15 protein-coding genes are annotated in these 14442 nt (G+C 39.1%); 6 read left to right on the forward strand and 9 right to left on the reverse strand.

From position 1 onward, the window contains the following. Positions 1–98 precede the first annotated feature (98 nt). The 5 genes from H8Z79_RS00350 to H8Z79_RS00370 form a co-directional block, all read right to left on the reverse strand. Positions 99–638: a nitroreductase family protein gene (locus H8Z79_RS00350; RefSeq protein WP_015541803.1), complete on the reverse strand. Its 540-nt coding sequence runs from the start codon at positions 636–638 to the stop codon at positions 99–101. Positions 639–957: 319 nt separating this feature from the next. Further along, the gene (locus H8Z79_RS00355) at positions 958–1869 is read right to left on the reverse strand and encodes a type II secretion system protein (RefSeq protein ID WP_015541804.1); all 912 of its coding nucleotides are present in this window, start codon (positions 1867–1869) and stop codon (positions 958–960) included. Positions 1870–1989: 120 nt separating this feature from the next. Further along, positions 1990–2406: a hypothetical protein gene (locus H8Z79_RS00360; RefSeq protein WP_015541805.1), complete on the reverse strand. Its 417-nt coding sequence runs from the start codon at positions 2404–2406 to the stop codon at positions 1990–1992. Next, on the reverse strand, positions 2399–3130 hold the full coding sequence (locus H8Z79_RS00365) for a LytR/AlgR family response regulator transcription factor (protein WP_015541806.1): 732 nt from the start codon (positions 3128–3130) through the stop codon (positions 2399–2401). The genes H8Z79_RS00360 and H8Z79_RS00365 overlap by 8 nt, the downstream gene beginning before the upstream one ends. 110 nt (positions 3131–3240) lie before the next feature. Further along, complete coding sequence (locus tag H8Z79_RS00370) at positions 3241–4068, reverse strand: helix-turn-helix domain-containing protein (RefSeq protein WP_015541807.1); 828 nt, start codon at positions 4066–4068, stop codon at positions 3241–3243. A gap of 126 nt (positions 4069–4194) precedes the next feature. Here H8Z79_RS00370 and H8Z79_RS00375 point away from each other — a divergent pair, with 126 nt between their 5' ends. Beyond that, complete coding sequence (locus tag H8Z79_RS00375) at positions 4195–4890, forward strand: transglutaminase-like domain-containing protein (protein WP_015541808.1); 696 nt, start codon at positions 4195–4197, stop codon at positions 4888–4890. A 149-nt stretch (positions 4891–5039) separates the two neighbouring features. Further along, complete coding sequence (gene dapF / locus H8Z79_RS00380; RefSeq protein WP_015541809.1) at positions 5040–5888, forward strand: diaminopimelate epimerase; 849 nt, start codon at positions 5040–5042, stop codon at positions 5886–5888. 83 nt (positions 5889–5971) lie between these two features. On the opposite strand, the gene H8Z79_RS00385 is transcribed toward dapF, so the two are convergent. Continuing rightward, positions 5972–6787 (reverse strand): sensor histidine kinase, encoded by an 816-nt coding sequence (locus H8Z79_RS00385; protein WP_015541810.1) that lies wholly within the window; start codon positions 6785–6787, stop codon positions 5972–5974. After that, complete coding sequence (locus H8Z79_RS00390; RefSeq protein ID WP_147348524.1) at positions 6784–7020, reverse strand: hypothetical protein; 237 nt, start codon at positions 7018–7020, stop codon at positions 6784–6786. The genes H8Z79_RS00385 and H8Z79_RS00390 overlap by 4 nt, the downstream gene beginning before the upstream one ends. A 345-nt stretch (positions 7021–7365) precedes the next feature. Between H8Z79_RS00390 and H8Z79_RS00395 the strand changes: the two genes are divergently transcribed. After that, on the forward strand, positions 7366–7512 hold the full coding sequence (locus tag H8Z79_RS00395; protein ID WP_181985362.1) for a hypothetical protein: 147 nt from the start codon (positions 7366–7368) through the stop codon (positions 7510–7512). A 197-nt stretch (positions 7513–7709) separates the two neighbouring features. Here the strand turns inward: H8Z79_RS00395 and H8Z79_RS00400 are convergent, their stop codons facing one another. Continuing rightward, positions 7710–8435, reverse strand: coding sequence for a LytR/AlgR family response regulator transcription factor (locus H8Z79_RS00400; RefSeq protein WP_015541812.1), 726 nt, complete (start codon positions 8433–8435; stop codon positions 7710–7712). 159 nt (positions 8436–8594) lie between these two features. Further along, complete coding sequence (locus tag H8Z79_RS00405; RefSeq protein ID WP_118039295.1) at positions 8595–9617, reverse strand: PD-(D/E)XK nuclease family transposase; 1023 nt, start codon at positions 9615–9617, stop codon at positions 8595–8597. A 315-nt stretch (positions 9618–9932) separates the two neighbouring features. Between H8Z79_RS00405 and H8Z79_RS00410 the strand changes: the two genes are divergently transcribed. The 3 genes from H8Z79_RS00410 (at position 9933) to H8Z79_RS00420 (ending at position 14423) form a co-directional block, all read left to right on the forward strand. After that, positions 9933–10622 carry a hypothetical protein gene (locus tag H8Z79_RS00410; RefSeq protein WP_118039296.1) on the forward strand — a complete coding sequence of 230 codons (690 nt, stop codon included), beginning with the start codon at positions 9933–9935 and terminating at the stop codon, positions 10620–10622. Positions 10623–10640: 18 nt separating this feature from the next. Further along, complete coding sequence (locus H8Z79_RS00415; protein WP_118048527.1) at positions 10641–11378, forward strand: hypothetical protein; 738 nt, start codon at positions 10641–10643, stop codon at positions 11376–11378. A 177-nt stretch (positions 11379–11555) separates the two neighbouring features. Then, positions 11556–14423, forward strand: coding sequence for an Ig-like domain-containing protein (locus H8Z79_RS00420; RefSeq protein WP_187002654.1), 2868 nt, complete (start codon positions 11556–11558; stop codon positions 14421–14423). The last annotated feature ends 19 nt before the right edge of the window (positions 14424–14442 follow it).

Raw genomic sequence — 14442 nt, forward strand, 5'->3', positions numbered from 1 at the left:
TGCAGCCAGAACAACGGAAGCCACGCTGAGTCTGTCGGATGTGCAGTCAGAACCATGGAAGCCACGCTGAGTCTGTAGGTTGCGCATGTGTTTTAATATTAGAAGAATTTTGCGATTTCGCTGATCTCTTTGCGTGGTTTGCGGGTCGGTTCTTCGGCGGCTTTGCCGACTGCGATAACGGCTGCGATGGTTTCTGTTTCAGGGATGGAGAGGATTTCGCGCAGTTTGTCAGCTTCGCGGAGCCCCATGATCAGGGTGGAAAGCCCGAGGTCGGTAGCTTTGAGAATCAGGTTTGCGTTCTGCAGCCCGAGATCGTAGCATCCCCATCCGTTTCCGAGTTCGTTATCTGGTGTGCCGTCGGTCTGGAAACCTGCGCGGTTATGTACGAAGGTGGTAACGATCAGCGCAGCATGTTCGGATTTTTCTGCATTTCTTGCGCCCGGAAGACAATTCTTGCGGATTTTGTTAACGATCTCTTCGGATAAAACACAGTAATAACGGCCGGTCTGGGAGTTTTTCCATGAGGGTGCTTCCTGTGCGGCGCGAATCAGTTCTTCCATCTGCTCTCTGGTGACAGATACATTCGGATCGTATTTACGAACCGATCTTCTTGTTTCAAGTACTTTCTGAAATTCCATGAAATTCAGTCCTCCTTATGTAAGAATTTAAAGGGTAAAAACGGTATACAGAGAAAAATCTGTATGTCATAATTATGACATTTTATCTGAAAGATTGCAATTATGTGGTGGTAGTTTGCAAAGTTTTGGTTGTATGTGAGACCGATAATCAATAACAGATATTCCATATGATCTCCTTTCCTGTGATAAAGGCATAGAACAAAAAAAGAGACTTCTACCACATCAAAAATGATTGGTAAAAGTCTCGTTGATTACAACAATAACCGGATATGTCAAATAAAATTTTTTATTTTGCGGCTTTACGAGCTTCTTTTATTAATTATGATTTTGGGAGCGTGTCCTTATAATCCTGGTATTTGCCTTCAGTAACCAGTTTTGCATATGCGTCATATGCGTCTTTCAGAGTATCGTATTTTGTACCGGCATTGATAAGCTGCTGATGATTGGTATAAGTAAGATGCTCTGCGATGGTCACATATTTGGAACTATTATTATTTCGGACAGCCGTGGTTGTTTCGGAAACATAAAATTTGTTATCAGCAGTACTTATTATAACGGGGATTGTTCGATTTGCCCCCACAGTATCTGTATGTACGGAAGTCCAAAATAAATATCTCTTAGATTTGTTAGAGGCGCTTCCCAGATATGCCCAGGTACCATTGTTTAATAAACTGTCTTTTTTAATCTTAGAACGCACGGAGGGAAGCATAGAGGAATTTGGACAGTTGGAATCGATTTCGAAGTAGTTATTATTGGCTTTGATCAATTCGTCAAGGACCCCACTTTTCTGTATTGGCTCATCCAGATTTTCGTTAATATCAAAGAAATATTTTTCTGTACTGTTCCCACTTCCACCTTTCCAGTTAAACAAAACACCGTTTTCAGTGAGAGAAACTTCACATACTCCTCCCTTGACCGGATCACCTATCCAGTGCTCGGTGTCCCCCTCGCCGTTAGTATGAGAAATACCGCCAATTGATACTGTGTTCATAGACTGCCAGCCAGCTATTTTCTGTTTCAGTGGTACAACTTTTGTTGTAGTCTGATTTTCTGTTGCATCTTCTATCATCAGCTCATCATATGCCGAGCGGACATTTGCAAGATCAACAGATTCCCGGCTCCTTTCAATATATTTTGAATAAGCCGGGGCGAGCAGCCCGACAAGAACTGCAAGAATGGAAACAACAACTATAAGTTCTATAAGTGTAAATCCTTTGTTCCGGTTTTGCATTTTATATTTACCTCAAAGCATAAAAAATCAATAGTAGGTTTTATAATAGCATTTATTTGCTAATACTGCAATCCGGAAGAAATGTAATAATTATGAATTTATTTCAATAGCAGAAATATACTAGTTCCTGACCTCATCTACGATATTTTTAATAATATCATCTGCAGGTACGGGCTGAGGCCGCCTGTTGTCAAATTCTGTAGTAAGAAGATGAAGTTTGTAATGTGCCTCCGGGTATTTCTTTTGTTGAAGAAGCGTCTGGAACGCTGTTATTTCTGCCGGAAGTTTTTCCTGATATTCGATAAATCCCTCAGGAAGATAATCGGTTGGAACAGGGGATTCACTTACACTATCCGGATCAGGGGATGTGGCGCGAGTTCGAAAGGTCTCTGAAAATGAGGAGAGACTGTTTAGAATTTTCTCGCAGTAGCGTTCGGCTTCCGGATATCGCTGCATGTCCATGAGATAAGTGATTCCAATCATATGAGTCAGAATGTCGTGGTTCCATTTGCGGATATTTTGTTTAAGATTATCCATAGAAATTCTCCTTTCCGTTGTGCATTGTAAGGCGGGCAAAAACATCCCGTACATGAGGATAGCGTGAACGGCTGACCGGGACGGAAACGCCGTTTCGCAGGGTGATGCAGGTATGATGGAGTGTCCTGACCTGATAAAGATTTACAGCAAAACTTTTGTGACAGGAGCAGAACTGTGAACCCATACGATTCAGAAGATCCTGCAGCTTTTCATTTGCGGAATAAACATGAGTTGCTGTATGAATGCAGGTTTGTCGGGCAATATGTTCCAGATAAAGAACATCGTTCTGCGGAACCTGATATTCTTTATAGGAAAACTGAAAATAAAGGTAATGTTCTCCACGAAGAGCATATTTTTCGTGGGCGGCTGTCAAAGCTTTGGGCAGGTATTCAAGGAGTTTTTCCTTGTTCACGAAATAGAGGTGTGAAGTTTCGTAAACGTCAGAAGCAAATTCCAGATACTGACTGACAAAAATAATCTGTGTATCGCCATTTATCTTATTGATTCTTTTGGCAACGGTAATTCCGTTGACGGATTGAGCTCCGAGATCGATATCTGTAATTACAAGCGTATAAGGGCAGCCGTGATCAGTAAGCGTATTCAAAAATTCAGTACCGGATGAAAAAAATTTTACCTCGTAAGGTACTGTGACACATGACTGCAGAATCGATCGGATTATTTCGGTGTAGACATAGTCGTCTTCGCAAACTGCAATTCTTATCATAATTTTTCTCCATGAATGTTCATGTTTTTTGAATAGCGTTTATTATATACTGGACACGGGCAGACTTCAAGTATATAGACGGGTAAATCGTTCGAGATACATCGACAGAATCAGACATGAGAAGGGGCATTTCCGAACTGTTTTTTGTAAGAGCGTACAAAGGTCGTATAGTCATTAAAACCGCTCATCTGCGCGGCTTTTATGACCGGAGACCCTTCATTTATCAGAGAACGCGCGAGGAGCAGACGTTTACTTGTAATGTAGTTGTGGATCGTGTATCCGGTCTCATTTTTGAACTTTCGCATCATATGATATTTGCTGAAAAAAAACTTCTCAGAGAGTCGGTCAATCGAGAGATCTTCGGTTAGATTACGGTTGATATATTTCAGAAGCTGTTCAACCTGAGAATCAGAAGAATAAGATCTGCGGTCAGGGATGGCGCTGGTCTGCAGAAAAATACGGTTGACATAAACCATAAACTGCGTAAAAAGAGCATTGCTGAGTATTTCATCACCAAAGTCCTGATTTTTTATGGAATTTTCAAGTTCACGCAGAAGATCACGGAGATGTTCCTGGACAGCAGAGTCTACGCGGACGAGGTTAAAACTGCGGTCAGTTGCTTTCTGGAAACAGGTATTTAATTCCTGCATGGAAAGGTCGTCGCGGATCCAGAAAATGTAACGCTCATATGGAACGGACGGATCAATTTCCGGTTTGTGGATCGCGCCCTGACTGACCAGAAGGATATCCCGTGGTTTGAGATGGTAGGCTTTTCCCTCAATGTGATAGGTGACTTTTCCGGAAAGAAAGACGATGATCTTGTGAAAATCATGGTAATGGTAAGAAAATTCACGGTCTGTGCGGTCATTGATGTGGAACAGACGGAATTCTTCTTTGAGATAACCTGTTTTTTCTAGTGTGTACTGCGAATAATCCATGGAAATCCTCCCGGAAAAAATAATTTTTGCATCTGTTTTAATTATAGAAAAATTCTTGTAAAAAGAAAAGTGGTATTATATCATGAGATTTAGAAAAATATTGATTTTTATCAGGGAGATATGGAAATGGAAAAGAGAAGAAAATTAAGCAAAAAAATCATAAGGGTTTTGCTTACGTTTATGTTGCTTGTGACGAGTATGGCGGTATCGGTTCCGGCAGCGCCCAGGATCACGATCCGCGATGGAAAAGTTTATCAGAATAACAAACCGGTCACGAATAAAATCGTGGGTTCAAAGGCAAAAGGATATTATTATGTGGATAAGACCGGGCGAAAGGTAAACACGAGAGAAATCCGCCAGGCAGTTGATTTTGTAATGAGAAATTCAAAAGCAGGAGACAGCAGGGCGAAACGTCTCAAAGTCTGCTACAGGGCATTGCAGACTTATCCGTATTTCGGAATGACAAATCGTGCGCCGAAAGCGAAAAATCTGTCTTCTTATGCGAGATATATGTTTAGCCGTCATCGTGGAGACTGCTATTATTATGCATCTACGATGGCATATATTGCGCGTGTACTCGGTTATGACAGCCGTGTAGCGGTAGGAGGCGTGACTGCGCGAGGACCGGCGGCACCGCTTTCTCTTCATGGATGGTGCGAAGTGAAATACGGAAAAAGCTGGAGAATGCTTGACTGCAGTATGCAGCGTGCACATCTTGACAGGAATCTTTGCCTTGTCACAAGAAAGAAATATCCGTTTCGTCTGCGCTGTGATAAAGTTTATACCATGACAGTTAAGAAGGCGAAGGTAAAATGGTCCTGAAGTTGAGGGGGTGAATTTTCCAATTGCTTTTTAGGGGAGATGAACGCATTTTTTGCAATATAACAAGCATTTTATTCTATATACATTGTAAAAACAAAACTATATACTGTAGAAAAAGGTGCGTATATTGTGAAAGAGAGGGTTTCGTCATGGAAAACAGCATTACAATGATTAAATATCAGGGACTTGGTAATGATTATCTGGTACTCGATCCAAATAAAAACCGTGTACAGCTTCAGGGAAAAAAGATTGCTCTCCTGTGTCAGAGAGGATTCGGGCTTGGCGCGGACGGTGTGCTTTACGGACCGGTCGAGATCAACGGAAAAATGGGTGTCCATATCTATAATTCTGATGGAAGCGAAGCTGCAATCAGTGGCAACGGTGTCCGCATTTTTGCAAAATATCTGATTGATCATGAATATGTGAAAGAGCAGAAGTTCAGCATTGAAACGCTGTCCGGTCCGGTTGAGGTAGAATGTCTGAACAGCCGTGCAACAGAATTTCGTGTGAACATGGGCAAAGCATCTTTTATTTCCAGAGAGATTCCGGTTACCGGAGAAGTCCGTGAAGTCATTAATGAAACTTTCACTTTTAATAAGAAAGATTACAAGGCAACCTGTTTGACTGTCGGAAATCCGCACTGTATTATTTTTATGGATGAAGTCAGCCCTGAGATTGCAAAAGATCTTGGACCATATGTGGAGAATGCGGATGAGTTTCCGGAAAGAATGAATCTTCAGATCTGCAGACGAATCGACAGCGGAAACCTGGACATCGAAATCTGGGAAAGAGGTTCCGGATACACCAAAGCCTCCGGTACAGGAAGCTGCGCAGCAGCCGTTGCAGCATACAGACTGGGGTTGACCGAAAGCCGCATCAACGTAAATCAGCCGGGCGGCATAATCCAGATCGATATCAAAGATGACGATACGATCTATATGACCGGAAGTGTTGGATATGTAGCTGATATGAGCGTGGCAGAGAGTTTTTTCTCATGACAATAATTCATAAATAAAAAGAATCTCCGGAATTTTAATCTGTGCGAAAAACAGATTGGGATTCCGGAGATTTTTGTTTTGTATCAGCAATAGCGAAGAAGAATGACTGATTCAAAAGTGTCTCCGCAGTCGTTCCACTGCCAGCTTCCGTCATATTTGCGGCAGATATCTTCAATGATAGAAAGTCCTAATCCATGATAAACAGAATCTTTCTTGGTGGTACTGTGGTTGAATACTATCTGAGGATCTTTGGTATTTCTGACAAGGATCGAGAGAAAGCCTTTTGAAGTTGTCAGTGACAGGGACAGATTTTTTTTTAAATCCTCAGAGGAACGGCAGGCCTCAATCGCATTATCCAGTATATTAAACAGAACACTGCTCAGATCCGAAGGCTGAATCATTGATTTTTCAGGAAGAAAGATTTGGTAATCTACGTGGATACCGGCTTGTTCTGCGAGCATTCGCCTGGATTCCAAAATGGCAAGAATGAGATTGTCCTCGCAATAGGGATGAAAACGCTCCCGCTGGAATGTCTCAAGAGTTTCATGAATGAGTTTTTCTGCTTTTTCACAATTACCGGTGTGCAGCAGGTTCCGGACAGTATGCAGCGTTTCGGTAAACTGTTTCTGTGTTTTGAGCAGGTCGTTTTCCTGCTGTTTTACTAACTGTAAGTGTTCGGCGTTTAAAGCCTGCTGTTTCTTTAGCAGGTTAAGTTCCGCTTCTGTTTTCTGACCGATAAAAATCTGCATCAGGAGCCGGTACAGATTGTAGCAGACGACAAGTGCGGACAGACATGTCAGTAAGAAAAAAAGATTCAGGTATTGTACGGTATAGTGTGACAGAAGATAAAATATCTGAAAAAGGATTAAAGAAATAATGAAAGTTATTTTTCTTCTCATAATACAGAATCCTCCTGACTGACAGATATGCAGGCAGAGGGCTGCTCCTCAGGTTTCGAACTGTTAAGTAATACGGAAGAACAGTATCTTTCTGCTTCATCTGCTTTACGGGTGCGTGTGAGATACTCCAGAGAAAGCAGATGATTTTCTATATCGTGATTCCACTTCCGTATTTTGACATATTCCTGTTTCATTTCTTCCGACACTTCCATCTGCTGTTTCAGCAACTCCATTTTGTGAAGATTCCGGTTGAAAGCAATTTGCTCTTTTTTGAATAAATGAAGCCCATGTATAAACAACGGGAAAGTTATACAGCAGCAAATAATATACAGAAGAACGGGGATAAGACTCTGCTGGAATTTGTAATACTGCGTAAATTCTGTTGTAATCAGGGGATGAATAATCGGCAGAGTAATGAGCAGTAACAAAGAGAATTTTAAATAATTAATACACTTCTTTAAGAGCGAGAAAATATTTTTATAAAACAAATAGCCAAAAGAAAAAATCATTATTTGTATCATCAGCTTTTCGTGGAAACTGCAAAGTGAATATATATTTGAGGCGGTGTATGCAGGCTGGTGAAAGAAATGGTTGTAAATCTGTATGTAAATATTTATGGACAGGATTTCGGTCAATATGGCGGTGAGAAGAAAGATAAAATAGGACAGAAGTTTTTGTTTTACCGGTCCTCTGAACAGGAAAAATACATTAAGAAAGATAAATAACTGCGACAGAGTCGTTGCCTCGGAGGCATGCTCATACAACTTGATAAATTGAAGCGCCCACAGAATAAAGAAGGATGCTAAAACGTGAATATAAATTTTGAATTTGTCCGTGCAGGAAAAAAGCTGCATAAAACAATATACAGGAATAACGGAATAATATACCGCAGTGAGCATTGTAAATGCCAGATTCTTTAACATCACAGGTCCTCGTTTTGACTTTTTAGCAGCAGCTGCGCAAAGGCATCTTTGGTTGACTGGTAACAGTTACGGCTTACAGGAAGGCGCGTGCCGTCAGAAAGCTCAATACCGGCATGACTTAAGGTATATATGGCATTTATATTGACCGCGAAGCTTTTGTGACAGATGCAGAAATCAGGCCGTAGTTGATCGATGAGATCCTGGATTTTGTCGCGGCAATAGTAAATCTGAGATTTTGTATGTATTTCGGTATTTCGCAGTTTGCGTTCCATATACAGAATGTCGGAACGGAGAATGCGGTAATCCCGAGAAAGATAACTGAAACAAAAATACTGCCGGTGAAGCTCGGACAACTTGCGACAGGCAGCCGAAAGCGCCCTGGGAAGATACTCTTCTATTTGCTGTTTGCTGACAAAATAAACGTGGTTTGTCTCATAAACAGCTGAGGCGTACTGAAGATACTGACTGATAAAAATAATCTGGGTTTCTGAATTGGAAAGATTGATCTTTTCGGCAAGATGAATGCCGGACATATCTCCGGAATCAAGCTCAATGTCCATCAGAACGATCTGGTAAGGACATTTTTGATCAGTGATCCGGGCAAGAAAATCATCCGCGGAAGTATAAATATCAACGTCGTATGCCGCCTGAAGACAGGAACAGGTCAGGTCGTGGATTTGTTTGCAGTGAATAGAATTGTCTTCGCATATGGCAATTTTTAACATATAGGCACCTCTGATCAAATAATAGAAATATTATAGCACAGTTTCAGCCCATTTTGTGGAAAATCAAAGAAAAAACTCCATCATATATGAAAGAGGTTTCGTATACGATGGAGTGTATTTGTTTATCCGTGTTAATATGGATTGGACAGTTGGGATATTTTATAAGTCCTTTGCCTGAAGTAGTTGAAGCTGCTCTTTTAGCATAGTAATGTCAGCAGATAATTTTTGCATCTGATGATCTTTTTCTGCTAATTGATTTTTTTGCTGGGCAATCTGGGCTTTCTGTTCATTAATAGTTTCCTGTATTTGGTCTACCATGTATTTTACGGTATTGCGGTCAAGAATTTTTAATTCCTCTGAAAATATTCCCATAAGCTCCTCCACATTCCGGCATATATTGTATACATGCTCATATATGACTTTGAATTCTGGGTAGACTGTGATAAGGTCAATAATCTGTTCTGGTTCGTCCATACTCAGAAATGCAAGCCAGGCGTCCAATTTGTTCTTGATACCTTTATTTTGTACATTCTCACGGAAAATGTCAAGTGGAATAAAGATATAATTTTGCAGAAGATCTATATTGAGACCGGTGTCAGATTCCTGATGGAATGTATGTACATATTTATTGGGAAATTCAGCAAATATTCCGGGACTTGTGTCCATTAAAATAATCGTATAAACACCTTTCACATCTTTATATGTGAATTTTTCTTTTTTCTGACTGCGGGCTGTTTTGTATTGGCGTAGCAGGAGATCAGAGGAATAACAGGCACTTCGTTCACCTGGAAATGCATAACCGATTTTTTGTACTTCCACATTGCAATAAGTACCATCTTCAAAACGGACTACAATATCCATGATAAGAAGTGACTGTTCATCTGCTATTCTACTGGAATCTCCCGGTAGAACTTCTACAATTTTTACCTCTCTTTGCAACAAGACACTTAAGAAATTTTCCAGCCGTTCCGGTACAGTTTTGGGATTCATAATTTCTTTAAAAAAGGAATCATATAACATTTTTACACCGCGAGCTCCTGAGCAGAAATCCAGAAACTCCTGCCGTTGGTGTTCTTTCAGACAATAGAATTTTTCCGTGAGTTTTACATTCGAATCAATCTCTTTTAAGATATCGTGTTTGTTTCGGATCATAGGGAAGTATTGTTGAAGTTTAGTTGGCATAGACATTTTCCTTTCATGTAGTGTAAGTTGGAGAATTTTGTTTCAGAAATGAAACTTGTAAGAATGCCCTGATAGGCATAGAAATTTAAGTAATGAAAATATAGCACATATTATACTTGAAAAACAAGAAAAATCGTTCGTCAAGTTGTTGCATATTGCGACATATTAAGAATTATTACAGCGTGGGCATTTTTTTAACGTGAAATTGGGATTAACGGTTAATTATGTATGCAAGTATATATGTTTATGTTGAGAGTGAAAATAAATGGAAATATGTGGTAAACTAAAAGAAAAGATTATATGGGAGGATTGGCTATGGAAAATTTGAAAAGAATGATAAAAAAGGTAATGATATTTTTATTGATTTTTGCGTTATGTGTTCCGGCAATGGAGCTTAACAATGCTCAGGCGGCAAAGTTATCATCCAGAAAAGTAGATAAATTATATTCGAATGCATTGAATAAATGGATTTCTCATCCTAAAAGAATGAAAATTACAGATGATTTGCGTGCGCGTTCCGGATGGAATTATAATGATACGGGAAAAAAGGTAGATATACACAGGATTTATTGTTCAGATATGTCAATGTGGATGAAAAAAGATCTAAATGCAGATGGGATTCCGGAATATCTTGCTTATTTGCCACAGGGGCAGATGCTTATTTTAACAATATACAAAAATAAAGTCAAAGTTTTAGGAGTGATACAGACTACTTCATGGGTTGGTCCCAGTGTTTATTACAACAAAAAGACAAATACTTTTACAATTACAGCTACGATTAATGCAAGAACTGTTTCACGTAATGTGTATAAGATACGAAAAGGTAAGATGTATCGGGTAGCAACATTGTCAGATTATGTAGGAATGGTAATGAATATAAACGGGTATCAGCCAATTTACAGATATCTAAATGGTAAAAAAGTTTCAAAAAAGAGGTATTATAAATACTACAATAAATATTGCAAGAAAATGAAATATATTAAATGGACAGCAAATCAGGGATAAAACGAGGAGGAAACATACATGAACACAGTGAAAAAGAAAATTTTGCACTATGGGATGCTTTTAGGAATAGGGTTGTTTTTATTCTTTCTTGTAGCAGGCGCGCAGCCGGTGAAGGCATTTTCAAATACAACTACAATCAGTGCAAATGGAAAAACATTTTATCTGACAGAAAGTTCTTTGAGTTCGCAATATAAAAATAACAGTAAGTTATATTTGAAAACCAGTTATGGAAGAAAACTTGTTGCAAGTATGAATTATGACGGAGATGCAGGAATAAGTTATAGTCTAAGTTATGGGAAGAAACTGTATTTTTGTGTTGAAAGTTCAGGTTTATACTACAATACATATACATACACGATTGGAAAGAAAGGCTTCCAGAAGGAAAGGAATAACCTTAAGCTGATAGAGCGAAGAGGAAAAAATGCAATTGCTTATATACATGAGGCAACAGATGTAGGGCCTAATCGGTATTGTCTGTATAATCTTTCTTCAAGAAAATGCAAAAATCTCGGTTATGGATATGGCATAAAATTTACAGGAAAACGAGTTTATTATGTAAAAGTTTCTCAGGATTTGAAACAGGCGCAGGTGATTCGTTGCAACTATAATGGGTCAAATAAAAAGGTACTGAAAAAATTGAAAAGCTCATGGAGGATGTCGAACTTCAGATTTGTTAATGCACACAAAGTTCGTTATCGCATCAGCACGTATTATAACTGGCAGTACAAGAGTGCAAATAAAACTGCAAAATTTTAAAATGTATTTTCCGGAGAGCGGGAGCAGCGCGAGCTGTTCCTTTTCTCCTTTCTTTAGCGCAAAATGGGGATTAACTGCTAATTATGTACGTAGATATGTCTGTTTATGTTGAGAGCGAAAAATGAGGGAGAAGATGTGGTAAATTAAAGAAAAAACACTATGCAAGGGGGAAAACAGATGAAGAAGAAAATAACAAGAGTATTATTTTCGCTTGGAATGGCAATGTCATTATTTGCTACACAGATAGGTGGTGCATTGATTGTAGAGGCAAGTGCACAGAATGATATAAATTTCGAGTTTATTATGGATGATGGAAATAGTATAGATGGAGAAGATGGAACGGAGATCTCAGGAGAGACGGGAGTTGAGGATTCAAATTCTGAAGACAATGAGGAGCCTTTAAAGATGGAGGCTGATGGAGACACTGATCCGGAAATAGAATTTGGAGATTCAGACTCTAATAATGGTAGTGTTTTCCAAAGTGATTCGGAAATTGAAATAGAAGAAAGTTCAGATACGGATGCGTTCGATGCAGGAGAAAAAGACGCAATAGAAATGTATGCGTCTTATAATAGCAATTGGAGATATTGGAATCAATGTCAGTCTGATGACTATTATATGAGAAAGTGGGGATGTGCGGTAGTTGCACAGGCAAAATTATTGTATGAGACAGGCGTTGACCGTTCGTCAACATTTAATCCCGACTCCTTTTTTGTATGGGAAAGAAATAATGGATACGCTGAGGAAACAACCTATCAATTGAAAACAGGATATGCGCCAACAGCATATGCAAGTCAAAAAGGAAAAAATTTAGAGTATTTGGGAAACTGGAATTCTGATGCAAATCAACTTTGGTTTAATATTAATGCAGGGTACTATACTATAGTAAAAGTCCCAGGACATTATGTATATCTTGATAATGAAAAATCTAAAGCTACAGGTCAACTTTATTGCGATGATTCCTCTGACTCGACGCCTTTTAACAGTCCACAACCTTTAAGTAGATATAGTTCGTGGTTAAGTTGCTATGTTTACAGATCCAATGGCAATGGAGGTGGAGCCGTTGACAGTGGAATCAGTACTTCATGGAGTGAATGGGAGGACAACGTTACAGAAACGAATGCATGCATTTACGGAAAGATTGATGTGAGTCAGCGCGTTCAGTTTACTGGAGCGGGAGTCAGTATTTGGGATGATGCAGGTAATTTGATTCACCAGAGTTCAGAGGGAACATCTGTAAATTATAATTACATGCAGATTAGTTATAATTTGCAAACTGAGCTGGGAGTGACATTATCTCCGGGACGAAACTATACATATCAAATGTTTGCTGATTTTGGTGGTCAAAGATATTATGGAAATAAGAAAACATTTAAAACTGCCGGACAAAGCAATAAAGTTCCGATTGGAAATGTAGATATTATAGAAGGCAGAGATGAGGCGGTCTATGTAAGAGGATGGGCATTTGATCCCGATACTGTTAATAGTAGTCTCTCAATAGATATTTATATTGGCGGTGAATTTGTTCAGAGAATTACAGCAGATCAGGAGAGACCGGATGTAGAGAAGGCATTTGGGGGAGTGGGAAATTTCCATGGATTTGATGCTGTGATAAATACAAAAAAGACTGGAAATCAGACAGTAGATGTTTGGGCTTTAGATACCAATCCACAGGGTCAGAATATTAAAATCGGAAGCGGAAATGCGGATATTACAATTGATACTGAGAGACCAGAGGTAAAAGTTAGTTTTGATTATGTGGGAGATGGCATTATTTCCTATGAAGTTGAAGTTTCAGATAAAAGCAAGACGAAAGTAAAATTTATTAATGATTCAGTGGTTTATCCGCATACAATATATGAAACAGATTACAGTATGCAAAAAATTCATAGGTTTACTTTTGACACGCAAGAAATAACGAGAAAAAGTACATATGATTTGTGGTGCTTGAAGTTGATTGTAGAAGATGAATCTGGAAACAAAAACGAAATAAGGGGAATGAACTGGACTGATGTATACGATATGACAAAAGTGCAACGTATTGTATTGCTGAAGGGAGGAAATAACTATTTACTGGACGAACTTAGTCCGAAGGAAGAGCAACCTTATTATATTACGTATGCGGTTAAATCCGATATCGCAAAAGTAGAGAATTATGAAATAATACCTAACTCGGTGGGTGTAACATGGCTTGCGTCCTTGAACATTAAAACTGGGAAAATACGTGCTTCTTGGGGAAAGTTAATTGAAGTAGTAGACAAAGAACAAGTGTGCCTGAATAAAGAATATGCAGAATTACATACAGTTGGGGACACTGTGCAATTGGCGTCAGACGTTACTCCGATAAATGTGACAGATAAATCAGTCACATGGTCCAGTAGCGATGAAAAAATTGCTACAGTATCGAAAAGTGGTCTTGTAACTGCCAAAGGCGAAGGCTGTGTAGATATTATTGCGACAAGTAAAATAAATAATGTTCAAGCAGTTTGCAGAGTAAATATAAAGGATACACAGCAACGGTCAAATGGGGGAACGGTAAATGCACCAACGGTGAAAGTACCAACAGGTTCTCTGAATCTGAACAGTATTTTATTAAAAGAACGTCAGAAGACAAATGTGCTGAAAGTATCTGGTCTGGCAACCGGTGATTATATCAAATCCTACAGTAGCAGTAATAAAAAGGTATTTACGGTTTCATCCGGTGGAAAGATTACTGCAAAGAAAAAAGGAACGGCAACATTGACGGTGACGCTGGCAAGTGGAAAGCAGTTGAAGGCAAAAGTCAAGGTGCAAAAAGGAACTGTAAAAACTTCCAAGATCAGTGTGAAAGAAAAAAACGTATCTTTAAAGAAGGGAAAGAAATACCAGATAAAAGCATCTATTTCTCCGCTCACCAGCCAGGAAAAGGTAATTTATTCTACCTCGAATAAGAAGATAGCAACCGTTGATAAAAAAGGAAAAGTAGTAGCGAAAAAGAAAGGAAAAGCAGTTATTACTGTAAAATCAGGAAAGAAGAAAATTAAGGTGAAGATTACCGTAAAATAATTTAAGAAGTAACAAAACA

The organism is Blautia intestinalis (assembly GCF_014297355.1).
GTDB classification, from domain to species: Bacteria; Bacillota; Clostridia; order Lachnospirales; family Lachnospiraceae; genus Blautia_A; species Blautia_A intestinalis.

Excerpts from the sequence above, each read along its gene's own strand:
- H8Z79_RS00355 (WP_015541804.1), bottom strand. The coding sequence starts at position 1,869 with ATGCAAAACCGGAACAAAGGATTTACACTTATAGAACTTATAGTTGTT.
- H8Z79_RS00370 (WP_015541807.1), bottom strand. The coding sequence starts at position 4,068 with ATGGATTATTCGCAGTACACACTAGAAAAAACAGGTTATCTCAAAGAA.
- H8Z79_RS00350 (WP_015541803.1), bottom strand. The coding sequence starts at position 638 with ATGGAATTTCAGAAAGTACTTGAAACAAGAAGATCGGTTCGTAAATAC.
- H8Z79_RS00375 (WP_015541808.1), top strand. The coding sequence starts at position 4,195 with ATGGAAAAGAGAAGAAAATTAAGCAAAAAAATCATAAGGGTTTTGCTT.
- dapF (WP_015541809.1), top strand. The coding sequence starts at position 5,040 with ATGGAAAACAGCATTACAATGATTAAATATCAGGGACTTGGTAATGAT.
- H8Z79_RS00360 (WP_015541805.1), bottom strand. The coding sequence starts at position 2,406 with ATGGATAATCTTAAACAAAATATCCGCAAATGGAACCACGACATTCTG.
- H8Z79_RS00415 (WP_118048527.1), top strand. The coding sequence starts at position 10,641 with ATGAACACAGTGAAAAAGAAAATTTTGCACTATGGGATGCTTTTAGGA.
- H8Z79_RS00410 (WP_118039296.1), top strand. The coding sequence starts at position 9,933 with ATGGAAAATTTGAAAAGAATGATAAAAAAGGTAATGATATTTTTATTG.
- H8Z79_RS00420 (WP_187002654.1), top strand. The coding sequence starts at position 11,556 with ATGAAGAAGAAAATAACAAGAGTATTATTTTCGCTTGGAATGGCAATG.
- H8Z79_RS00365 (WP_015541806.1), bottom strand. The coding sequence starts at position 3,130 with ATGATAAGAATTGCAGTTTGCGAAGACGACTATGTCTACACCGAAATA.
- H8Z79_RS00405 (WP_118039295.1), bottom strand. The coding sequence starts at position 9,617 with ATGCCAACTAAACTTCAACAATACTTCCCTATGATCCGAAACAAACAC.
- H8Z79_RS00390 (WP_147348524.1), bottom strand. The coding sequence starts at position 7,020 with ATGGAGTTGCTGAAACAGCAGATGGAAGTGTCGGAAGAAATGAAACAG.
- H8Z79_RS00385 (WP_015541810.1), bottom strand. The coding sequence starts at position 6,787 with ATGAGAAGAAAAATAACTTTCATTATTTCTTTAATCCTTTTTCAGATA.
- H8Z79_RS00400 (WP_015541812.1), bottom strand. The coding sequence starts at position 8,435 with ATGTTAAAAATTGCCATATGCGAAGACAATTCTATTCACTGCAAACAA.